Source organism: Poseidonocella sp. HB161398, from assembly GCF_005870025.1.
In the GTDB taxonomy this organism is placed as follows: Bacteria; Pseudomonadota; Alphaproteobacteria; order Rhodobacterales; family Rhodobacteraceae; genus Mangrovicoccus.
On record NZ_VATA01000004.1, the window covers coordinates 242,070 to 263,787 of the forward strand.

A 21,718-nucleotide genomic window follows, 5' to 3' on the forward strand; every position below is an offset into this window, starting at 1 on the left:
CAACTAAATGCTCTGACATGGCGATAGGCCTGTGCTAGCCTCTGTTCCCAAAGGCAGGCGCCGACCGGAAAACCGGCGGCAAAAAATCAGGCAGGTGACGTTCATGATACGTCTGGGACAGCGGGCAGGCTGGGCCGCCGTGATTGCGGCGCTCCCCCTCCTTCTCATCTTCGCAACCATTTCCACACCCGCGGCAGCGCGGCAATATGCAGAGTTCGTCATGGACGCAAGAACCGGGGAGGTGTTGCGTTCGAGAAACGCCGATACGCGGCTCCACCCGGCCTCGCTGACCAAGATGATGACGCTCTATGTCACGTTCGAGGCAGTGGAACACGGCGAAATCAGCCTCGACACCAAGGTGCGCGTGTCGAAGGCGGCGGCGGCGGAGCCCGCTTCCAAGCTCTATCTCAAGGCCGGCAGCAGCATCGAGCTGCGCTACCTCATCCGCGCGGCGGCGGTGAAATCCGCCAATGACGCCGCCCATGTGATCGCCGAGGCGGTCGGCGGGTCGGTCCCGGGCTTCGCGGCGCGGATGAACCGCACCGCCAAGGCGCTGGGGATGAACAACACCACCTTCAAGAACCCGCACGGCCTGACCACCCCCGGCCACCTGTCGACGGCGCGCGACATGTCCAATCTGGGGCGGCACCTGTTCTACGACTATCCCGAGTACTACAACCTGTTCTCGCGCATCACCACGGATGCCAAGGTGACGACGGTCGCGAATACCAACCGCCGGCTGCTCAGCTCCTATCGCGGCGCCGACGGGATCAAGACCGGCTACACCAATGCGGCGGGCTCGAACCTGGTCGCCTCGGCCGAGCGCGGCGGCGTGCGGATCATTGCCACGGTGATGGGCGGCTCCTCGGCCGCGGCACGCAACAAGCGGGTGGCGGAGCTGCTGGATCTCGGCTTCAGCCGGGCGCCGAAATACGCCAAGCTCGACCGGCCGCACAAGCCGAACTACGCCTCGATCGTCGCCGTTGCCAGCAATGGCAGCCGCGGCGGGACGATGCTGAAGACCAGCGCCGTGCCGAAGGCGCGCCCGGGCTATGTCGTGGCGCTGGCCGCGGCGCAGAGCAACATCGTCATCGCCGAGGCCGACATCAACGACGCGCTGAAAGAGGCCCAGGCCACGGTCGCCGTGACCGAGGCGACGAGCCTGCCCGAAGAGGTCGTCGCGCGCTCCTTCGTGCCGCTGCCGCGGCCCGAGGATCTGGCCCCCGCCCCGGCCGCGCCGGTGCCCGCGGGCGATCCCGCAACCCAGCTGGCCCGCGCCGCGCTCGACGAGACCGAGGTGAAGAAGGAGGCCGAGAAGCTCGCCGCGACCGCTCCGGCGCCCGAGGCGTCCGAAGAGACGGTAGAGCTGGCCATGGCCGAGACCGCCACCGACGCCCCCGCCCCTGTGGCCGCCGCAGAGACCGCCGCGCTCAAGATCGAGATCCCGCGCTCGCCGGTGCCCGTCCATGCCCCGGCAGAGGCGATGGTCGAAACCGCCGCGCTGGAGCTTCCCGCCGGGATGGAACGCCCAGAGCCGCGCCCGGCCGTGACCTTCTCGACCTCGGACATGACGCTCGAGGACCAGGCATCGGCGCAGCCGGTGACGGTCTCCACCGTCGACGGTCCGGAAGGCTGGAGCGTCAGCGTCGGGCGCTACTCCTCGCGCTGGCAGGCCGAGCGGGCGCTGCTGCGCACCGCGCTGCAGCAGGTCGACCTGCTCGCCAATGCCAAGCGCGCGGTGGTGTCGAAGCCGACCGGCTACGAGGTGCAGTTCGTCGGGCTGAGCGAGGCCGATGCCCAGCAGACCTGCCAGCGGCTGACCGCCCGCGACGAGCGCTGCTCCGCCCACGGGTCCTGAGCCCCGCGGGCCCTGCCCGGAAACAGATGCAAACGGCGGCGGAGGCACGGGCTTCCGCCGCCGTTTCGCATTCCGCCCGCGCCGCTTTGCCGCGCCAAGGGGCCGGGCCGCGGCGCTTGGGCAAATCCGCCTCCTTGTCTTACGCTCTTCACATTCCGCGATTAACGGTGCGGAGACATAGGTTTGGGGGGCCATTCCGCAGCATGACACACCGGGGAGCGGCACGGCCTGCCGCCCTGCCCGGTGGCCTGGCTGCTCTTGCCCGTTTCGCCCAGCCGATTCAGACGAGCGAAAAGGCGATACTTCATGACTGCGATTTTCTCCGAAGGCTTCGAGACCGACGGCAACGGCACCCGCTACACCACGAGCACGGCCGAATTCACCGACGGCTCCGGCGATTTCTTCCTGCGCACCGACGGTTCCGATATCGGCGCCTTCATGGAATATTCCGGCGCGGAGGGCAGCTATTTCTTCGCCGCCTCCGATATCGACGGCGAGGACGCCGCGGCGACCCAGCGGCTCGATTTCACCGGCATCGACATCTCGGGCTATGCGGATCTGTCGCTTTCGGCGCTCCTGGCGGAGGATGACGACGGCAGCAACGAGGACTGGGACGCAGCCGACAGCTTCACCATCGAGTACCGGATCGACGGCGGCGCCTGGATGACCGCCATCGCCATCGCCAATGACGGCAGCACCTACAACACGGCGCCGCGGCGCGATGCCGATCTGGACGGCATCGGCGAGGGTCAGGAGCTTTCCCCGGTGTTTGCCGCCTTCGCCGCGGATCTGGCCGGCACCGGCAGCGCGATGGACATCCGCGTCACCTTCACCCTCGATTCCGGCGACGAGGACATCGCGCTCGACCTGCTCGAAGTCGTCGGCACGGCGGCCGCGGGCGCCTATGCGCTGTCGGTCACCGAGATCTGGAGCGGCCAGCAGGGCGACGACGTCACCGCGGACTGGTTCGAGATCGCCAATACCGGCACGGCCTCCTGGGTGCAGGGCGTCGATCCGGACCTCTTCTACGACGATGACAGCGCCGATCCCGCCGCAGCCGACCTGATCGAGGGGATCGCGTCCCTGGCCCCGGGCGAAACCGCGGTCGTTGTCGTCGGCACCTCCGCCGACGCGGTGGCCTTCGAGGAGATCTGGGAGGAGGTCATCGATCTCGACGGCGTCCAGATCGGCCATGCGGACGGTGCCGGGCTGGGCTCGGGCGGCGACACGGTGACGATCTTCGAAGAGACCGGCACGCAGGGCGACGACACGCTGCAGGCCGGCGTGATCATCGAGAGCCAGGCCTATGGCGAGACCGAGGCCAATTCCGGCCAGTCCTGGAACACCGTGACCGGCAGCTTCTCGGAGGCCGGCAGCGACGGCGCGGTCGCCACGCTGGTCACTGCGGGCGATGACGGGCTGGAACCCGCGATCGGTTCCCCCGGTAATGGCGCAGCGGTCGGAACCGGTGGTCCCGGGGAGCCCGTCCCCCCCTCGGACGCGCCCTCGATCTTCTCCTACGGACAGGATTTCGACAGCGAGACCACCACGGGCGGCATCTACACCGATCAGGGCGACGCCGCGGCCGACCATGATCTGGCCAACAACCCGGGCGAGGCGCCGGTCAATTCCGAGGTCTCGGGGCTCGCGGCAAACGGCCAGCTGGCCTTCACCGCCTCCTACATCAACACCCGCGGCGACGAAGGGCTGACCGATGGCGATTTCGTCGGGGTGGCCAGCTTTGCCGGCGAGGTGGGCAGCTACACGTCGGGCGCCCAGGGCTACGAGATGCAGGACACGGACGGGGCGATGGTGCTGACCTTCGAGACCGTCGACACCTCGGCTGCCGGGGCGGTCCTCGTCTCGCTCGACCTCTTCGTGCAGGAAACCGGCTGGGAGGAGGACGACCTGATCCGGATCGGCGTCGATACCGATGGCGACGGCGAGGTGGACGTGATGCTCCTGGACACGGCCGGGCTCGACATCGACGATCTCGGGCTGGAGAACGGCTGGACCACGCTGTCGGCGACGGTCCCCGCGGAGGCGGCCGAAGCGACGCTGATGGTCTATCTCGACAGCAATTCCAGCTCGGAATCGATCTATATCGACAGCGTGAAGATCGGGACCGCGCCGCTGACCGAGTTCCGCTTCACCCAGAGCTTCGAGAACGAGACGGCGAGCGCGCACCTCTATTTCGACGAGGGCGATGCGAATGCCGATCACGCTCTGGCCAATGACGCAGACGCGGACCGCCGCCGGGTGAATAGCGAGGCCTCCTCGGCCGCGCTGACCGGCGAGCTGGCCTATTCCGCCCGGTTCGAGGACACCCGCCCCTCGCAGGACGGCATGACCGACGGCGCGCCGACCGGCGTCAGCCTCAATACCGGCTTCACCGGCGGCATGAGCGACGGGGCGAACGGCTACCAGTTCAAGGACACCGACGGCAATTTCGTCCTCGAATTCGAGCGGATCGAGAACATCGCTTCTGATCTGGTCACCGTCTCGCTGGATGTCTTCGTCAACGAGACGGACTGGGAGGCGCGCGACCGCATCGCGATCGGGGTCGACACCGATGGCGACGGCGAGATCGACCAGTATCTGGTCGACAGCACCGGCCAGCTGGTCGACGACGTGATCGCCGAGGGCCAGTGGGTCACGCTCAGCACGCAGGTCGTCGCCCCCGAAAGCATCCAGCTGATCGTCGAGCATGACGCCAACTGGACCGCGGAATCGATGATGATCGACAATGTCGTCATCGAGGGCCAGACCGGGGTGGCGGGCATCCCCGCCGCGCCCGCGCCCGAGGCGCAGAACGGGCTGGGCCACCGTCTTGCCTCGGTGACCGAGATCGTCGGCGGCGCCGAGATCGTCGCCAAGATCAAGGGCCATGACGCCGTCGTGGTGGCCAATGGCGACGGGCTCTCCTTCTTCAATGCCGACGATATCGGCAACCCGGTCGCCTTCTACCAGCTCGATCCGACCGTGCTGGGCTCTGATGCCAGCGCGGTGACCTCGGTCGCCGCCACCGGCGAGGGCGCCACCGCCGCGGTCGCCTTCGCGGTGCCCGACGCCACCGTGACCGATGCCGGCATGGTCTATTTCGGCAATTACGTCGACGGGCGCTACCATGGCGTCGAGGTCGGCGCCCTGCCCGACATGGTCGCCTTTTCCGAAGACGGCAACTACCTGCTCGTCGCCAACGAGGGCCAGTCGGCGGATGGCGACAACGCCCCGGGCGTGCTGCCCAATCCCGATGGCTCGGTCTCGATCATCGCGCTGGAGCGCGACGGCAGCGGGCTTCTGACCGGCAATTCCGAGATCCGGACCTTCGACTTCTCCGATCCCTCGATCACCGCCGAGGCTCTGGCCGCCAAGGGCATCCGCATCGACCCGGACGCGCCCTCGGTCGCCGCCGATATCGAGCCGGAATTCATCGCCGTGACCGGCAATTCCGCCTATATCTCGCTGCAGGAGAACAACGCGGTCGCGATCATCGAGGATATCGCCAGCTTCACCGGCTTCACCATCGACGACATCGTGACCGCCGGCGAGATCGACCATCTGCAGCTGGGCTTCGGCCTCGACACCTCCGACCGCGACAGCGGCGCCGAGATCAAGACGGCCGATGTCACCGGGCTTGCCATGCCCGACGGGCTGGTCGCCTTCGACATCGGCGGCACGACCTATTTCGCCGGCGCCTCCGAGGGCGACACCCGCGGCACCGACGAGGCCCGCGCCAAGGACGCCGATGTCGATCCCGCGGCCTATTCCGCCGCGGATCTGGCGGATGATAACCTCGGCCGGCTGACCGTCTCGACCATCGACGGCGACACCGATGGCGACGGCGATATCGACCAGCTCACCGCCTTCGGCACCCGCTCCGTCGCGATCTACGACGCCGACGGCAACCGGCTCTTCGACTCGGGCGACCTGCTGGCGCGGATCGTCCTCGCGGAACAGGGCGAGGAGCGCTATCCCGACGGCCGCTCGGACAACAAGGGCGTCGAGCCGGAATATGTCGAATTCGGCGAGATCGGCGGCACGCCCTATCTCTTCGTCGGACTGGAGCGCGCCCAGAGCGTCGTCGTCTTCGACCTCACCGATCCCGGGAACCCGGTCTATGACAGCGTCATCGACCTGCCGGAGGTGGACGAGCCCGAGGGGCTGGAATTCGTCTCCGCCGCCGACAGCCCCTCGGGGCAGCCGCTCCTGCTGGTGGCGGGCGAAGCCAACAGCACGCTGGCGATCGTCGAGCTGGAAAGCAACACGCCCGACGTGACGATCGGCGCGGTGCAGGGCACGGGCAGCGAAAGCGCCATGACGGGCGCGCAGGTCGCGCTGACCGGCGTGGTGGTCGGCGACTATGACGACGAGGGCGAGCTGGCCGGCTTCTACATCCAGTCGGCCGCCGCAGATGCCGATGGCGACGCGGCGACCTCGGATGGCATCTTCGTCTATGTGGGCGACGCGACCGGCGATCTGGCCAATGTCTCCGAAGGCGACCTGGTGCGCGTCACCGGCACGGTGGACGAGTATTTCGGCCAGACCCAGATCGACACGGTCACCGGGCTCGAGATCCTGGCCGGGGACCAGCTCGGCCAGGTCGAGGCGGCGCATCTGAGCCTGCCCTCCGAGGGCAGCTACCTGTCGGAGGAGACCTACGAGGCGGTCGAGGGGATGCTCGTCACCATCGACTCCACCCTCTATGTCAGCGAGTACTACCAGCTCGCCCGCTACGGCCAGATCACCCTGACCGAAGGCGGCCGCCCCTATACCTACACCCAGGTCTCCGAACCCTCCGTCGAGGGCTACGAGGCCTGGCTCGAGGAACTGGGCAGCCTGCAGATCATCCTCGACGACGCCAATAACGCGCAGAACGCATATACCGGTGACACGGACGTGATCCCCCTCCCCGATGGCGGGCTGTCGGTCGACAACTATTTCCGCGGCGGCGACAGCGTCACCGGCCTGACCGGGGTGATGAGCTGGAGCTGGGCGGGATCCTCGGGCACCGATGCCTGGCGGCTGCGCCCGACCGAAGAGGCGCCCGTCACCTTCGACAAGACCAATCCGCGCGAGGAGACGCCCGGGGATGTCGGCGGCAGCCTGAAGGTCGCCAGCTTCAACGTGCTGAACTACTTCACCACGCTCGATGACGGCTCCGCTTCGGTGAATGGCGATCCGCGCGGCGCCTCGAGCCAGGCCGAGCTCGACCAGCAGACGGAGAAGCTGGTCGCGGCGATGCTGGGCATGGAGGCCGATGTCTTCGGCCTTGTCGAGATCGAGAACGAGTTCGGCGACCAGAATGGCGACGGGCGCTTCGCGGTCGAGTACCTGACCGACGCGCTGAACGCGGCGGCCGGGGCGGAGATCTATGCCTGGGTCGATCCCGGCCAGGGCACGGTCGACAGCACCGACGTGATCACCGGCGCCTTCATCTACGACCAGACGACGGTCGAGGTGACCGAGGGCTCGACCGTCGGCATCCTCAATGACAGCACCAATCCGCTGGCGTTCGGCAATGCGGTCTTCGACGGATCCTCGACCAACCGCGCCTCGCTGGCAGTGAGCTTCACCGAGCTCGCGACGGAGGAGAGCTTCACGGCGGTGATGAACCACTTCAAGTCGAAGGGCACGGTCAACCCGGCCGAGGGCAATGCCGATGCAGGCGACGGCGCGGGGGCCAACAACGCGATCCGGCTGCAGGCGGCGCAGTCGCTCGATGCCTGGCTCGCCACCGATCCGACCGGTTCGGGCGACACCCGCGTGCTGGCGATGGGCGATCTCAACGCCTATGCGATGGAGGATCCGATCACCTGGCTGGAGGCGGCCGGCTATGCCGACCTGGCCCGCACCTTCGAGGGCGAGGACGCCTATAGCTACGTCTTCGACAGCCAGCTCGGCACGCTCGACTACGCGCTGGCCAACGAGGACCTCTTCGACTTCGTCACCGGCGCCACGGAATGGCACATCAATGCCGACGAGGTGCCGCTCTTCGACTACAATGACGACGTGCTCGACAGCGGCGAGAGCGCCTACGAGGAGGAGCCGGGCGGCAGCGATCTCTTCTCCGCCGATCCCTACCGCACCTCGGATCACGATCCGGTGCTGGTCGGGCTCGACCTGACGGCCGACACGCTGCTCTGACCCCGCGCAGGCGGAGGCGCCCCCGGGCGCCTTCCCCCGCGGCGCGCCTGCCCCCGGGCGGTCCGCTGGCGGAGCAGCCTGGCCCGACTCGGCTGCCCTCGGGAAGAAGGGCCGGAGGGCAGCCGGGTCGGGCCTTCCTGCAGGTCCGGGCGATGCCGCCGGGGGGCTAGCGGCGCTCCGGGCCGGGCGCATTTTCGCGTTTCGCGCACGCGCGGCATGGGGTACGACCCCCGCAGGACAAGCAGGGCAGCGGAACGCGTGAGCAGTCGGAAAAGCAGGATCTGGGATGCCGGGCTCGATCACGAGCGGCGGCGCTGGCCGTTCTTCTGGATCTCCCAGGTGAACGAGGCCTATATGCGCGCGCTCGAGCGGCGGATAAAGCCGCTGGGCATCGACGCGCCGCGCTGGCGGGCGATGATGAGCCTCTACGAGGAGGACTACCTGTCGATCTCGGAGATCGCCGAACTCTCTGCGGTGAAGCTGAACACGACCACCAAGGTGGTGCAGCGGATGATCGCCGACGGGCTGGTGACGACGCGGGTGCGGCCTACCGACGGGCGCGTGACCGAGGTCTGCCTGACCCCAGAGGGCAACCGGCTGCGCGCGCTGGCCGTCAAGGAGGCCGCCTTCGTCTTCGAGGCGAGCTTCGGCAAGGTCCCGGTCGAGGAGATGGACCGGATGAACGCCCTTCTGGCGGGCGTTCTCGAGGATCTCCGGAAGCTCTGAGATCAGGCCGGGCGGGCGAGCCTGCGATAGCCGCGCCCGAACCAGACCAGCCCCTCGCCGGGGGTGCCCGGCAGGCGCACGGCCTCGACCTCGCAGAACAGCACCGAATGCGTGCCCTGCAGCTTCCGCGACACGATCCGGCAGTCGAAGGCGGCATTGGCATCCGCGAGCACCGGCGCGCCGGTCGACATCGTGGTCCAGTCGCCATGGGCGAAGCGGTCGACGCCCGGGCGATAGCGGGCGAAGACCTCCGAGAGGGCCTGGTGCTCCGCCCCCAGCACATTGACGCAGAGCACCCCGTTGGAGAGCAGCCGGTCATGCGCATGCGCGGCGGTGTTGATGCAGGCCAGAAGCATCGGCGGCGCGTCGGTGACCGGGCAGACGGCGGAGGCAATGATGCCGTGCCGCCCCTCCGCCCCGTCGGTGGCAATCAGGTTCACGGCCGCGCCGAGGCGGCTCATCCCCTCGCGGAAGGCGCTGACATCGCTCATATGTCCAGCACCAGCTTCGGCCCTGACGCGCGCGAGCAGCAGGCGCAGATCATTTCGCCCTCCTCGCGCTCCTCCTCCGTCAGGAAGCAGTCGCGATGGTCGATGCCGCCCGAGATCACGTCGGTGACGCAGGTGCCGCAAACGCCCTCCTCGCATTTCACCTCGATCTTCACGCCTGCGCGGGCCAGCGCCTTGGCGATCGTGTCCTCGGGGCCGACCGTGACGGTGATGCCGGAGATCGCGGCCTCCACCTCGAAGGTGCCGCCGGTGGCGTCGATTTCGGCCGAGAAATACTCGCGATGGACATGGCTGCCCGCATGGCCTGCTGCCTCGGCGGCGGCGATCACCCAGTCCATGAAGCCCTGCGGCCCGCAGACATAGAGATGCGTCCCGGCCTCCGGCGCCGGCAGGTCGCGGGCGAGGTCGAGCCGCTGCGCCGCTGCACCGTCGTCGAAATGGAAGACCACGCGATCGACGAAGGCCGCGGTCCGCAGCACGTCCAGGAAGGCGGTGACGCCTTCCGAGCGGGTGCAGTAATGCAGCGTGAAATCGCGGCCCAGGGCGTGCAGACGATGCGCCATGGCGATCAACGGGGTGATGCCGATGCCGCCGCCGAAGAGAACCGTCTTCGCCGCCGTCTCCTCCAGCGGGAAATGGTTGCGCGGGCCCTCGACAGTGAAGCTCGCGCCGGGAACGGCCAAGCGGTGCACGGCCTCGGAGCCGCCGCGCGAAGCCGGGTCCTTCAGCACGCCGATTTCATAGGCCCCGGTCCCTGCCGGATCGGAGCACAGCGAATACTGCCGCCAGAGGTCCAGTGCGGGCAGGTGCAGGTCCAGATGCGCCCCGGCCGTCACCGGCGGCAGCGCGTCGCCGGTCAGCCGCAGGCGGAGGATGCCGCCGCGGTCCTCGATCCGCTCGGCGACGGTCAGCGTCATGGGATTGGTCATGTCGAAGCTCATCTGAGGTAAAGGCCTCCGTTCACGTCCCAGCAGGCGCCAGTGACGAAACCGGCCGCGGGCGAGGCCAGCATCGCCACCATAGAGGCGACGAAGGACGGATCGCCGAGGCGCCCGACGGGGATATTGGCGAGCATGCCCGGCATCTTTTCGGCGGGCACGATGTCATGGACCATGGGCGTGTCCATCGGTCCGGGCGAAATGGCGTTGCAGGTCACGCCGTACTGGGCGAGGTCGCGGGCGAAGACCTTGGTCAGGGTCAGGATCGCGCCCTTCGAGGCGGCGTAATGCGCACCCGTCGCGGTGCCGCCATTCTGGCCCGCCAGCGAGGCCATGTTGACGATCCGTCCATAGCCGCAGTCGCGGAAATGCCGCCCGAAGGTCTGGCAGCCAGCGAAGACGCCGCCGGCATTGACGGCCATGATGGCGTTGAACTCGGCCGGGTCGATCTCCAGCAGCGGCTGCGCCTTGGTGCGGGCGGCGTTGTTCACCAGCACCTCGACGGAGCCCCAGCGCGCGGTGCATTTCTCCAGCACCGTGGCGAAGTCCTCCGGCTTGCCGACATCCAGCGTCGCCGTCACCGCGGTTTCCCCGGCAAGGTCCAGTTCGGAGGCGAGCGCGGCGGCGGGCGCCTGGTCGATATCGGCGATCACCACGCGGAAGCCCGCCTGGTGGAGCGCGCGCACGGCCTCGGCGCCGAAGCCCCTGGCGCCGCCGGTGACGACGGCGGTCTGGATCTGCTCTGGCAAGGGCGCCGCCATCAGAAGAGGTAGCTGATCGAGGTCAGCATCCCGTCGGAGTTCAGCAGGCGCACGACCTTGTCGCGGATCTTCAGCCCCTCGGGCGTGGAGACCAGCACATAGCCCATGTCGGCGGCGAAGAGGCGCTGGCGGCCGAACTTGTCCTCGACCAGCTGCTCGGCGGCGCGCAGATGCACCAGCCCGCCCTCGGCGCGCTCGATCACGATGCGCGAGACGGTGCGGACGGTCTGGGCCGGGGGCGCCGAGGAGATCGAGAACCCCGCCTGGAAGCGCGCGACGCGGTCCTTGCGCATCTTGGCGCCGTCGAAGCAGAGGTTGAGGCTCTCGGCATAGGCGGCGGCGGGCTTCAGCGCCTCGCCGGGCGGGGTGATCGGCATGACATAGCTGCCCTGCCCGTCCCAGAGCGCCAGCCAGGCGTCGTAGTCCTTGCGGTCGAGCATGTCCGCCTCGGCCCAGAGGAAGGCCGCGACCTCCGCCAGCGCGGTGCCGCTCTCGATCCTGGTCATCTCGGTCATGCCGACATCATCCTCTTCCACATGGCATAGGCGGCACGCATGCCGGTTTCGGCGCTGATATGGCCGCGCGGACCGTCCTCGCCCGGGGCCTCGTCGACCATGCCGCGATTGACCAGGATCGGCAGCGCCCCGCCGCCCCTGGTACCGCGCTGCACGCGTTCCCAGACCTCGGCGTCATCGGGCGAGCCGAAGCCCATCGGCCCCTGGAAATGCTCGTGGAGCCGCATCCGCATGCGGTTCGCCGCCGCCGGGCCGCCCTCCATGCCGAGCGCGATATGGCGGATTTCGGTCTCGTCCACCGTGACGGGCCGCAGCACGCGGAAGAAGGAGAGCGAGAAGGACACGTTCGGGAAGAGGTTCAGGTTGAAGCCGGCGCCACCCACGGCACGGACGATCTTCTTCACCTGGCCCTCGGGATAGCCCTCGGCGCGCAGCTCTCCGGCCAGTTCCGCGAAGCGCTCGGGAATGGGCGCGTCGAGATTGTCATCCAGATCGACGAGCTCGGGCATCATCACCATGACCGAATGGCCGTTGCCCAGATCCTCGACATAGCCGCGGCCGGTCTCGAGGAAGCTGAACACCTGCTCCGTCTCGCCGTCGAGCGACTGCAGGAAGGACTTGTGCACGATCGGGAAATGGTAGGCGTCGGTGGTGTTCTCCAGCTGCACCTTCCAGTTCATCGGCACCTTGAACTGGTGCTCGCCCAGCACCTTCACCGGAAAGCCGCCGCCCTGCTTCATGAAGAGGTCGATCCATTTCCTCACCGGGCCGAGGAAATCGGCGAGCGGCTCCAGATCCTCGTTGAAAGTGGCGAAGACCATGCCGGCATAGCTGTCCGTGCGCAGCTTCAGGAGCCCGTGCTGCGCCTTGTCGAAATCCTCGCCGTACTGTTCGGGATAGGGCAGCGCGCGGAGCGAGCCGTCGAGCCCGTAGCCCCAGCCGTGATAGGGGCACTGGAAGGACGAGGTTTTGCCCTTCTTCACCTCGCAGACCGTCGCGGCGCGGTGGCGGCAGCGGTTGACCATGCAGTGGATCGCGCCCTTGCGGTCGCGCACCACGATCACCGGCTCCTGGCCGACATGGGAGAGCTTGAACGACCCCTTGCCGGGGAATTCGCTTTCATGCGCGACCCAGACCCAGGTCCTGTGGAAGATCTTCTCCATCTCGGCCTCGAAGAGCGCCGGGTCCTCGTACATCGAGGTGGCGACCCTGGCCCCGTCCGCGTCGTAGAGCGCGTCGAGATCGGCGAATTTCGGCATGTCGAGTGACATCGGCGCCCTCCCGCTCAGATGTTTTCGGGGATCTGGAGCGCGCGGCCCATCCGCGCCTCCACGGTCATGTATTTCCACAGCCGGTGGTTCTCCTCGCCCACGACGATGGTGCGCAGGAGGTTGCAGGCCGCCTGCACCGCCTCGCGGTTGGGAAAATCGGCCAGGATGTACCAGGTGTAGGGGAAGCCGCGGGACGAGCCGACGAAGGTCTGGTCGTCGTCGAAAGTGCCGACGATGGTGACGCCCTCCATCTGGTCGATGGAATACATCAGCTCCTGCGTCGCCTTCCAGACCGGGCCGATGTGGTCGAAGGGCAGCTCGAAGAAGGCCGGGTGGTTGTTGAAGCACAGCAGCGTGCGGAGGGGGGCAGTTTCGGTCATGTCTGTCCTCACGGGTATCCGGGGGCGGTGGGCTGGTCGAAGAACCCGGCGCCCGCCAGCGTCCAAGTTCCCTCGTTCAGGAAGGCGTGCTGCGCCACGCAGGCGGCATCCATCATGCAGCGGCCGAGCGGGTGGCCCGCGAGCATCGCGCCCGAGCCGCCCAGCACGAAGGCGCGGCGCGCGGCCTCCGCCCCGTCGCGGGCCGCCATCGTGGCCGCCAGACGCAGGCGGATATGGGTGTCGCGGTCGGTCTCGCCATTGGCGAGGACCTGGGCCCAGCCCTCTTCGATCGTGTCGTAGAAGGCGGCCCGGGCACCCGAGAGGAGGCCCTTGGCCTTGGCGAATTCGCTTTGCACATAGGGCCTTGCGCCCGGGGCCGCGGCGCCGGTGATCGAGGCGCGGGAGAGCGAATTCTCCTGCACCCAGCCAAGCGCCTCCTTCGCAGCGCCGAGCGCCACGACGGCGAGCACCTGCGAGGCAATGGCCATGGCCGGGTAGCGGAAGACTGCATCCTCGAGCGAGGGCGCCGCGCCGCGCACGAAGGTCCGCTCGGGCGGGACGGTCACGTCCTCGACGACGACATCATGGCTGCCGGTGGCGGAAAGCCCGATCGAGTCCCAGGTCTCGTCGACCGTCACCTCCGCCTTCGGCATGACGGCGACGCGCGGCAGGGGCGTGGTCTCGCTGTCGAGCTTGATACCGACGCCCACGAGGTCTGCGCCCGTCACGCCCGAACACCAGGGCCAGCGGCCGCTGACGACGTAGCCCGCGGCGGTTTCCCTGGCCGGCTGCGGCGGGAACATCGCCCCGGCGAAGACCGTGTCGGGATCGGCGCCGAAGATCGCGGCATAGCTCTGGGCGGGCAGTGCGCCGAGATAGAGCGCCGAGACCCCGAAACTCGCCACCCAGCCGGTGGAGGCGTCGGCGGCGGCAATCTCCTCGATCAGCGCGCAGAACTGGGCCGGGCTCAGCGCGTCGCCGCCGAAGCGCGCGGGCACGAAGGCGCGGTAGGCGCCGAGGGTTTTCAGCCCCGCCACCATGTCGCACGGGACATGGCGGAGCGCGGCGAACTCCGCGCGGCGGGCGCGGATCTCGGCCAGGATGGCGGCGCGGTCGGTGACCGGCCGCGTCTCCTCGAGGGTCGCGGGAGCTGTCATGCTGTCTCCGTCTGGGTCTGGAGGCTCTCGGCGAGCCGGATGGCGATGGCGCAGAGGCGGGCATCGTCGCCTTTGCGGCCGATGATCTGCAGCCCCGCGGGCAGGCCGCCGGGGCCGGGCCGCGGCAGGACGATGGCGGGATGGCCCGAGAGGTTGAAGGGCCGCTGGTAGCGGGTCAGGCCGAGCACGCTCTGCGGGTCGCGCGCCCCGGCAAGCGTCGGCGGGATGCCCGCCAGCGCCGGTGTGACGATGGCGTCGCAGCGCTCCAGCAGGGCGTCGACTTCGGCGGTGAAGGCGGCGCGGATGCGCTCTGCTGCGGCGATCTTCCCGGCCGGGATCTCGCGGGCGGCGGCGAGCCGCGCGGCAATGTCGGGGCCGATCGCGGCGCCTGCGTCGAGGAGATGGCCGAAGGCGGCCTCGGTCTCGATGGCGATCAGCGTCATGCCGGCGGCGAAGGCGGCGTCGAGCCCCGGAAGCTCCGCCGTGGCGATGCCGGGCAGCCCGGCATCGAGCTGCAGGAGCACCGGCGCGGCGCCGGGCGTGGCGGGGGCGAAGCCCGGATCCATGGCCTCCATGGCGCGGACCAGCATGCCGCCGTCGCGGGCGAAGGCGCCGATGCAGTCGAGCGAGCTTTCGGCCGGGGTGGCGCCGCGGCGGCTGATCCGGCCGAAGCTGGGCTTGATCCCCCAGAGGCCGCAGCAGGCGGCGGGCTGGCGCACCGAGCCGCCCGTGTCGGTGCCGACGGCGAAATCGCATAGCCCGGCGGCCACGGCGACGGCCGAGCCCGAGGAGGAGCCGCCCGGAATTCGGTCCGGCCAGCGCGGATTGACCGGCGTGCCGAAGGCGGCATTGACCCCGGTCATGCCGAAGGCCAGCTCGTGCATCGCCGCCTTGCCGATGATCCGGCAGCCCGCGGCCAGGAGGCTGTCGACCACATCGGCATTCCGCGCCGCGGGCGCGCGTCCGCGCAGGGCAGCCGAGCCGCAGGCGGTGACATGGCCCGCGATGTCGATGCAGTCCTTGACCGCCACCGTGAGCCCGCTGCCGCCAAGCGAGAAGCGCTCGGTCAATGCGCCGTGATCCGCGTCTGCCTGGCGCTCCATGGGGCCTCCTTCCGCTGGCTTCTTACGTGAATATTACCGTAAAAATCTGTGCGTCAAGAAAAACCGCCCTCGGGATTTCATTTTCTCCGTTGTTTATCAGTACCTTGCGAAAATACACCAAGGCGCCGCCGGGCCCTGCCTGCGCGCTGCCGCCGGCCGACGCGGCCGGTCATCGCGGTCCCGGCCGCCCGCCGCTCCTGCCGGAGACGCGGGCATCCGTGGATTATTGCTACCCATTTCACGTGATTTTACAAATAACCGCTTGCAGCCTGGCGCGGCCCGCCCGCAAATGAAAGATGAAAATTCACGCAATTGCCCGGGAAACCGCCATCATGGAAACAGCCGATACCGACCAGCACAGCGCGGCGGAGGCAATCGCCCGGCTCTCGCGCAGAATCGACCTGCTGGAGGCCGAGGCGGAGATCCGGCGGCTGCAGGCGCGCTACATGTTCCTCTGCGATACGCCACTGCCGGAATTCGGCGTCGCCGATGACGACGAGCGGATCGGCAAGATCGTTGCGCTCTATACCGTGGATGCGGTCTGGGAGGGCGTCGGAGACTATTACGACGGGCAGTTCGGCCGCGCCGAGGGGCAGGACGCGATCCGGGCGCATTTCACCGCCTTCTGGGGAGAGAAGCGCGATCCGGCGCTGGTGCTGAACTGCCACTACCTGACATCGGAGCAGATCCATGTCGCGCCCGATGCGCGGACGGCGGAGGGGCAATGGGTGCATATGCAGCCCTGGCTCTATGCGGACGGCACGGCGCTCTTGCGGTCCTCGCGGCTGAACAACGCCTTCCGGAAGGAAGAGGACGGCTGGCGGATCGCCCGGACGCGGACCGAGAATGTCTTCATCGCGCCCCTGCCCGCGGGCTGGGCCTCGGACTATCCGTCCCGTTCGGTGCTGATGCGGCCATGAGGCCCCGGCTCGGGGCCGGGGCGGGACGGCACCCGGTCCCGCCGGTCCGGGGCCTCAGCCCCAGTCCTGCAGCCGGGCGACATAGCGGGCGAGCGTGTCGATCTCCAGGTTGACGGCATCGCCCGCGCGGATGCCGCCCCAGGTGGTGTGGGTCTTGGTATGGGGGATGAAATTCACCCCGAACGCGCAGCCCTCGACCTCGTTCACCGTCAGCGAGGTGCCGTTGAGCGCCACCGAGCCCTTGGAGGCGACGAAGCGGGCGAGGCTTTCGGGGGCGCGGAAGGTGACGCGGGTGCTGTCGCCCTCCTCGGCCAGGGCCACGACCTCGGCCACGCCGTCGACATGGCCCGAGACGATATGGCCGCCGAGCTCGTCGCCGACCTTCAGCGCGCGCTCCAGGTTCATGCGGCTGCCTGTCTGCCAGGGCTTCGAGGCCAAGCTGGTGCGGGAGACCGTCTCGGCGGAGATGTCGACCTCGAACCAGGCGCCGCCCTCGCGCGGGCCGCGGTCGGTGACGGTCAGGCAGATTCCGTCGCAGGCGATCGAGGCGCCGATCTCGATGCCGGCCGGATCGTAGGCGCAGGCGATGCGCGCCACCAGGTCGCCCTTCTGCGCGATCTCGGTCACCTGGCCGATATCGGTGATGATGCCCGTGAACATGGCGTCTCCTGCTCTGCTGCCCGTCCTGACTAGCCGCCGCGGGAAAGGCGCGCAAGGCGGCGGCGGCCGTGCTTGATCGGCGGGCGGCAATGCCGCAGGACTTGCACATGGATCTCCGCGACCGCCGGTTCCTGATGCTGCAAGGCCCGCACGGCCCGTTCTTCGCCGAACTGGCCGCGGCGCTGCGCCGTGCTGGCGCCAAGGCCTGGCGCGCCGGGGTGAATGCCGGGGACGAGGCCGAGTGGCGCGGCCCGGGCTACCACGCGGTGGCGGATGCGGCGGAGGCGGCGGCGCTGGCCGACCGGCTGGGGGCGACGGATCTGCTGCTCTATGGCGAGGCGCGGCCCTTCCATGCCGGGATGCTGGCGGCGGCGCGGGCGCGCGGGCTCGGCACGCATATCCTCGAGGAGGGCTATCTGCGCCCGGCCTGGATCACCTATGAGCGCCGGGGCAGCAACGGCAATTCGCCCGCGGCCGCCTGGCCGCTGGCCGAAATGCGCGCCGGACCGGAACCGGCGCTGGCCTGCCCCTCGGCGGCCTGGGGGGCGCTGCGCCACCATGCCTGGCACGGCGCGGCCTACCATCTGGCGCTGGCGGCCGGGGCGCGGCGTTATCCCGGCCACCGGCCGCATCGCGCGGAACCGCTGCGGCGCGAGGCGCTGCGCGCGCTCGGCGCGGCCGCTTTCCTGCCCGCGGCCATGGCCTGGCGGCAGGCGGCGCAGGCGCGCGCGATCCGGCAGGCGCCCTATGACGTGCTGCTGATGCAGCTCGAGCATGACAGCGCGCTTGGCGCGGCCGGCGACCTGGCCGACCATGCGGCGCTGCTGGGGCGGGTGATGGCAGGCTTCGCCGCCGCGGCGCCGCCCGGGTTGCGGCTGGTGGCGAAGATGCATCCGCTGGAAACGCGGCGGCTGCATCTGGCGCGGCTGGTGCGGCAAAGCGCGGCGGCGGCGGGGATCGGGGACCGGGTCGCGGCGCTGCCCGGCGGGCGGCTGGCGCCGCTTCTCGACCACGCCCGGGCGGTGCTGACCGTGACCTCGACCGCGGGGCAGCAGGCGCTCTGGCGGGGGCTGCCGCTTTTCGCCTTCGGCCGCACCGTCTACAGCCATCCCGAACTCCTGCCCGAGCGCGACCTGGAGGCCTTCCTGGCCGCGCCACGCCCGCCCCTGCCCGGCGCGCATGCCCGGCTCAGCGCCTTCCTGCTGCGCAGCTCGCAGCTTTCGGGCAGCTACTACACCGCCGCCGGGCGCGCCCGGGCGATTGCCGCGCTCCTGCCGCGGCTGGCGGCGGAGGCAGACAGCTATGACCTCGAAGCCGCACATTCCGGACCCTTTTCACGCGACGCCTTGATCCCCGCTCCGGCTTCTGGCCAACTTGCCGCCAGCAACAGACGCGCATATTGGCCAGACGGCCGGCATGCACCCGGTTGATGAAGGTGGAGTACTCAATATGGCTTTTGCAACGGCAACGCGGGGGCTTCGTCTCGCCCTGCTCGTGGCTCTGGGGACGGCAGTGGCCGGGTGCGGCCTGCCCCGCTCGGGTCCGACCAAGGGCGAAGTGCTCGACAGCTCGAAAGAGAGCCGCGGGTCGACGCAGGTCGTGATGGCCACCCAGGGCGTCGCCCGGGCGGCGGATTACGCCCCGGCGCTCGGCTTCTCCTCCGCCTTCCGCAGCGCGGGCGTCGTCGGCTCCGACACGATCAGCGCGGGCGACACGCTGGGACTGACCATCTGGGAGAATGTCGACCAGGGCATCCTGAGCGCCAGCGGCGCGCCGACGCCGCTGAACACGGTGCAGGTCGATGGCGACGGCTACATCTTCGTGCCCTATGCCGGGCGGATGCGCGCCGCCGGGCTGACGCCCGAGCAGCTGCGCGTCGACATCACCGACTCGCTGCAGGCCCAGACCCCCGACCCGCAGGTCATGGTGGTCCGCCAGGCCGGCGACGGCTCGACCGTCTCGGTGGCAGGCTCCGTCGGCGCCCAGGGCGTCTATCCGATCGAGCGGCCGACGCGGACGCTCAGCTCCATGCTGGCCCAGGCCGGCGGGCTGACGATCGAGAGCGACATCGCCCAGGTGACGGTGCTGCGCGGCAACCAGCGCGGGACGATCTGGTTCAACTCGCTCTTCGAGGCGCCGCAGAACGACATCGCGCTGCGCGGTGGCGACCGCATCCTGGTCGAGGGCGACCGCCGCGCCTATACCGCGCTCGGCGCCACCGGCTCGCAGACCCGGATCAACTTCAACAGCCAGGAGCTGACCGCGATGGAGGCCCTGGCCCAGGTCGGCGGCCTGCAGACCAATGCCGCGGATCCGACCGGCATCTTCATACTGCGCACCGAGCCCGAGGAGGTCGCCCGCGTCGTCACCGGCAATCCGGCGCTCTACGGGCCGCAGCAGGTGGTCTACGTGCTGAACCTGACCTCCGGCGAGGGCCTGTTCGTCGCCAAGCAGTTCACCATCCGCAACGATGACACGCTCTATGTCACCGAGGCGCCCTGGACGCAGTTCAACAAGGCGCTCGCGACCTTCTTCGGCAGCCTGAACACGGTTGCGTCGAGCCAGCAGATCGCGGGGAATATCTGATCCCGTCCAGCCCCCGGACGGGTCCCGATGCGGGGCCGCTGGGGGCGCTTGGCTGGGGCCTGTTCGCCGCGCCGGGGATCCGGCGGATCCTTGCGCTTTCGGGATACGACCTGCGCCCCGGGCTGCCTGCCGCAGCCCGGGGCGTTGCCGTCTGGGGACAGCGGCCGGGCGGGTCGCGGGCGGCGCAGGCCGCGCTCTGGACCGGGCGCGGGCTGGTGCGGCTGGAAGAGGCCTTCCTGCGCGGACTGCATCCGGGCCGCGGCTCGGGCGTGCCGCCCTGGGGGCTGCTGATCGACCGCCAGGGGGTGCATTACGACGCCGCGCGCCCGTCGGATCCGGAAACGCTGCTGGCGACCCATCCGCTGGACGACCCGGCCCTGCTGGCGCGCGCCGGGGCCGCGCTCGACCGGCTGAAGCGGCTGGGCGGCAAGTTCACCTTCCACGACCCCGGCATCGACCTGCCGCCCGCGGGCCATGTGCTGGTCGTCGACCAGCGCCGGGGCGATGCCTCGGTCGCGGCAAGCGGCGCCGACCGCCGGACCTTCCTGGCAATGCTCGCCGCGGCCCGGGCGCGCTTTCCCGGACGGCCCCTGGCGCTGCGCGCCGCTCCGGACGGGCACCTTTCGCCGGACGACCTCGCCCCGGGCGAGATCTGGCTCGCCGGGCGGATCAGCCCCTGGCCGCTCCTCGCCCGCGCCGATGCCGTCTTCTCGGTCAGCTCGCATCTGGGGGCCGAGGCGATCTGGGCGGGGCACCGGCCGGTCCTGTGGGGCAAGCCAATCCATGCCGGCTGGGGGCTGAGCGAGGATCCCGCGCCCCTGCCGCGGCGCGGACGGAGGCTGTCGCCCTTGCAGCTCTTCGCCGGGATGATGCTGCTGGCGCCGCGCTGGTACGACCCGTTCCGCGACCGGCTCTGCGACTTCGAAACCGTGCTCGATCTGGCGGAGGCCGAGACTGCCGCGGCGATCGAGGACCGCCAGGGCTATGCCGGCAGCGGAATTTCGCTGTGGAAGCGGCGCCATCTCGCCCGCGCCTTCGGCGGCGACCTGCGCTATCCGGCCAGCGCGCGCGGGCTGGCGCGGCTGGCAGAGACCCGCCCGGTGCTGGCCTGGGCCAGCCGGCCCCTGCCCGCAGCGCCGCGGGTGGTGCGGGTGGAGGACGGCTTCCTGCGCTCGCGCGGGCTCGGCGCGCGGCTGGTGCCGCCGGTCAGCCTGATCGCCGATCCCGAGGGCGTGCATTACGACCCGGCCGCCCCGTCGCGGATCGAGCGGCTGATCGCGGCAAGCCCCGCACTGCCTGCCGCCGCGATCGCCCGCGCGGCCCTGTTGCGGCAGCGGGTGCTGGCGCTCGGAGCGACGAAATACGGCCAGGGCGGCACGCGCCCGGCCCTGCCCGGCGGGCACCGCATCCTGGTGGCGGGCCAGGTGGAGACCGACGCCTCGATCCGTTTCGGCGCCACCGGCGAGATCCGCGGCAACGCGGCGCTGCTGGCAGCCGCGCGCCGGGCGGCCCCCGGGGCGGCGATCCTCTACAAGCCCCATCCCGATGTCGAGGCGGGGCTGCGCCCCGGCGCGCTCTCGCCCGGAGAGGCGCAGGCGGCGGACATGGTGCTCGCGGGCGCAGACACGGCCTGGCTTCTCGGCGAGGTGGCGGAACTCTGGACGATCACCTCGCTCACCGGGTTCGAGGCACTGATGCGCGGCGTGGCGGTGACCTGCTGCGGCATGCCCTTCTATGGCGGCTGGGGGCTGACGCGCGACTTGGCCCCGGTGCCCGCGCGGCGGCGCGTGCGGGGGGTGACGCTCGACGGGCTGGTCCATGCGGCACTGATCGGCGCGCCGCGCTACCGCGACCCCGTGACGGGGCGGATCTGCACGGCGGAAGTCGCGCTGGAACGGCTGGCAGCGATGCCGCATGGGCGGCAGGGGCCGCTCGCCGGGCTGGCCGCCAAGGCGCAGGGGCTCTGGGCGACGGCCTTTCCGCGGCGGGTCTAGCGGTGCTGACCGGCGCGCCGCACCACCGTGATCCCGTGACGGGGCGGATCTGCAGGGCGGAAGTGGTGCTGGAACGGCTGGCGGAGATGCGGCAGAGGCGGCAGAGGCGGCAGAGGCCGCTTAGCGGGCCCGATGCCAAGGCATAGGGGCACTGGGCAACGGCCTTTCCGCGTTGGGCGTAGCGGTGCCCGGA

16 protein-coding genes are annotated in these 21,718 nt (G+C 69.9%); 7 read left to right on the top strand and 9 right to left on the bottom strand.

What is annotated here, in order from left to right:
- Positions 1-220 precede the first annotated feature (220 nt).
- The 3 genes from FGX59_RS05600 to FGX59_RS05610 all read left to right on the top strand — a co-directional run bounded on the left by FGX59_RS05600 (position 221) and on the right by FGX59_RS05610 (position 8,731).
- Entirely contained in the window at positions 221-1,858 is a 1,638-nt protein-coding gene (locus FGX59_RS05600; RefSeq protein ID WP_240722257.1) for a serine hydrolase, read from the top strand.
- Between the two features lie 306 nt (positions 1,859-2,164).
- A complete protein-coding gene (locus tag FGX59_RS05605; protein WP_138465537.1) occupies positions 2,165-8,005 on the top strand; it encodes an ExeM/NucH family extracellular endonuclease in 5,841 nt (1,946 codons plus the stop codon).
- A gap of 258 nt (positions 8,006-8,263) precedes the next feature.
- Entirely contained in the window at positions 8,264-8,731 is a 468-nt protein-coding gene (locus tag FGX59_RS05610) for a MarR family winged helix-turn-helix transcriptional regulator (protein WP_240722259.1), read from the top strand.
- A gap of 2 nt (positions 8,732-8,733) precedes the next feature.
- Here FGX59_RS05610 and FGX59_RS05615 read toward each other — a convergent pair whose 3' ends face one another.
- Genes FGX59_RS05615 through FGX59_RS05650 form a run of 8 tightly spaced genes read right to left on the bottom strand, consistent with a single transcriptional unit; the run spans position 8,734 to position 15,365 of the window.
- A complete protein-coding gene (locus FGX59_RS05615; RefSeq protein ID WP_206078287.1) occupies positions 8,734-9,222 on the bottom strand; it encodes a flavin reductase family protein in 489 nt (162 codons plus the stop codon).
- Positions 9,219-10,169 carry a PDR/VanB family oxidoreductase gene (locus FGX59_RS05620; RefSeq protein WP_138465539.1) on the bottom strand — a complete coding sequence of 317 codons (951 nt, stop codon included), beginning with the start codon at positions 10,167-10,169 and terminating at the stop codon, positions 9,219-9,221. Before FGX59_RS05620 ends, FGX59_RS05615 begins: the two co-directional genes overlap by 4 nt.
- A gap of 8 nt (positions 10,170-10,177) precedes the next feature.
- On the bottom strand, positions 10,178-10,927 hold the full coding sequence (locus FGX59_RS05625; RefSeq protein ID WP_240722261.1) for an SDR family NAD(P)-dependent oxidoreductase: 750 nt from the start codon (positions 10,925-10,927) through the stop codon (positions 10,178-10,180).
- A gap of 11 nt (positions 10,928-10,938) precedes the next feature.
- Positions 10,939-11,454 (bottom strand): aromatic-ring-hydroxylating dioxygenase subunit beta, encoded by a 516-nt coding sequence (locus FGX59_RS05630; RefSeq protein ID WP_138465541.1) that lies wholly within the window; start codon positions 11,452-11,454, stop codon positions 10,939-10,941.
- Positions 11,451-12,725, bottom strand: a complete 1,275-nt coding sequence (locus FGX59_RS05635; protein ID WP_138465542.1) for a Rieske 2Fe-2S domain-containing protein — start codon at positions 12,723-12,725, stop codon at positions 11,451-11,453. The genes FGX59_RS05630 and FGX59_RS05635 overlap by 4 nt, the downstream gene beginning before the upstream one ends.
- A 14-nt stretch (positions 12,726-12,739) precedes the next feature.
- A complete protein-coding gene (locus FGX59_RS05640) occupies positions 12,740-13,105 on the bottom strand; it encodes a hypothetical protein (protein ID WP_138465543.1) in 366 nt (121 codons plus the stop codon).
- A gap of 8 nt (positions 13,106-13,113) precedes the next feature.
- Entirely contained in the window at positions 13,114-14,262 is a 1,149-nt protein-coding gene (locus FGX59_RS05645) for an acyl-CoA dehydrogenase family protein (RefSeq protein WP_138465544.1), read from the bottom strand.
- Positions 14,259-15,365 carry an amidase gene (locus tag FGX59_RS05650; protein WP_138465545.1) on the bottom strand — a complete coding sequence of 369 codons (1,107 nt, stop codon included), beginning with the start codon at positions 15,363-15,365 and terminating at the stop codon, positions 14,259-14,261. The genes FGX59_RS05645 and FGX59_RS05650 overlap by 4 nt, the downstream gene beginning before the upstream one ends.
- A 332-nt stretch (positions 15,366-15,697) precedes the next feature.
- Here FGX59_RS05650 and FGX59_RS05655 point away from each other — a divergent pair, with 332 nt between their 5' ends.
- Positions 15,698-16,285, top strand: coding sequence for a nuclear transport factor 2 family protein (locus FGX59_RS05655; RefSeq protein ID WP_138465546.1), 588 nt, complete (start codon positions 15,698-15,700; stop codon positions 16,283-16,285).
- A gap of 54 nt (positions 16,286-16,339) precedes the next feature.
- Here FGX59_RS05655 and FGX59_RS05660 read toward each other — a convergent pair whose 3' ends face one another.
- Positions 16,340-16,945, bottom strand: a complete 606-nt coding sequence (locus tag FGX59_RS05660) for a riboflavin synthase (protein ID WP_138465547.1) — start codon at positions 16,943-16,945, stop codon at positions 16,340-16,342.
- Between the two features lie 107 nt (positions 16,946-17,052).
- Here FGX59_RS05660 and FGX59_RS05665 point away from each other — a divergent pair, with 107 nt between their 5' ends.
- The 3 genes from FGX59_RS05665 (at position 17,053) to FGX59_RS05675 (ending at position 21,525) form a co-directional block, all read left to right on the top strand.
- A complete protein-coding gene (locus tag FGX59_RS05665) occupies positions 17,053-18,375 on the top strand; it encodes a capsule biosynthesis protein CapA (RefSeq protein WP_171060522.1) in 1,323 nt (440 codons plus the stop codon).
- Positions 18,376-18,394: 19 nt separating this feature from the next.
- Entirely contained in the window at positions 18,395-19,531 is a 1,137-nt protein-coding gene (locus tag FGX59_RS05670) for a polysaccharide biosynthesis/export family protein (RefSeq protein WP_138465549.1), read from the top strand.
- A 122-nt stretch (positions 19,532-19,653) separates the two neighbouring features.
- The gene (locus FGX59_RS05675; protein ID WP_240722271.1) at positions 19,654-21,525 is read left to right on the top strand and encodes a capsular polysaccharide biosynthesis protein; all 1,872 of its coding nucleotides are present in this window, start codon (positions 19,654-19,656) and stop codon (positions 21,523-21,525) included.
- The last annotated feature ends 193 nt before the right edge of the window (positions 21,526-21,718 follow it).

Excerpts from the sequence above, each read along its gene's own strand:
- FGX59_RS05630 (WP_138465541.1), bottom strand. The coding sequence starts at position 11,454 with ATGACCGAGATGACCAGGATCGAGAGCGGCACCGCGCTGGCGGAGGTC.
- FGX59_RS05605 (WP_138465537.1), top strand. The coding sequence starts at position 2,165 with ATGACTGCGATTTTCTCCGAAGGCTTCGAGACCGACGGCAACGGCACC.
- FGX59_RS05660 (WP_138465547.1), bottom strand. The coding sequence starts at position 16,945 with ATGTTCACGGGCATCATCACCGATATCGGCCAGGTGACCGAGATCGCG.
- FGX59_RS05615 (WP_206078287.1), bottom strand. The coding sequence starts at position 9,222 with ATGAGCGATGTCAGCGCCTTCCGCGAGGGGATGAGCCGCCTCGGCGCG.
- FGX59_RS05620 (WP_138465539.1), bottom strand. The coding sequence starts at position 10,169 with ATGACCAATCCCATGACGCTGACCGTCGCCGAGCGGATCGAGGACCGC.
- FGX59_RS05635 (WP_138465542.1), bottom strand. The coding sequence starts at position 12,725 with ATGTCACTCGACATGCCGAAATTCGCCGATCTCGACGCGCTCTACGAC.
- FGX59_RS05640 (WP_138465543.1), bottom strand. The coding sequence starts at position 13,105 with ATGACCGAAACTGCCCCCCTCCGCACGCTGCTGTGCTTCAACAACCAC.
- FGX59_RS05655 (WP_138465546.1), top strand. The coding sequence starts at position 15,698 with ATGGAAACAGCCGATACCGACCAGCACAGCGCGGCGGAGGCAATCGCC.
- FGX59_RS05645 (WP_138465544.1), bottom strand. The coding sequence starts at position 14,262 with ATGACAGCTCCCGCGACCCTCGAGGAGACGCGGCCGGTCACCGACCGC.
- FGX59_RS05665 (WP_171060522.1), top strand. The coding sequence starts at position 17,053 with ATGGATCTCCGCGACCGCCGGTTCCTGATGCTGCAAGGCCCGCACGGC.
- FGX59_RS05670 (WP_138465549.1), top strand. The coding sequence starts at position 18,395 with ATGGCTTTTGCAACGGCAACGCGGGGGCTTCGTCTCGCCCTGCTCGTG.
- FGX59_RS05650 (WP_138465545.1), bottom strand. The coding sequence starts at position 15,365 with ATGGAGCGCCAGGCAGACGCGGATCACGGCGCATTGACCGAGCGCTTC.
- FGX59_RS05600 (WP_240722257.1), top strand. The coding sequence starts at position 221 with ATGGACGCAAGAACCGGGGAGGTGTTGCGTTCGAGAAACGCCGATACG.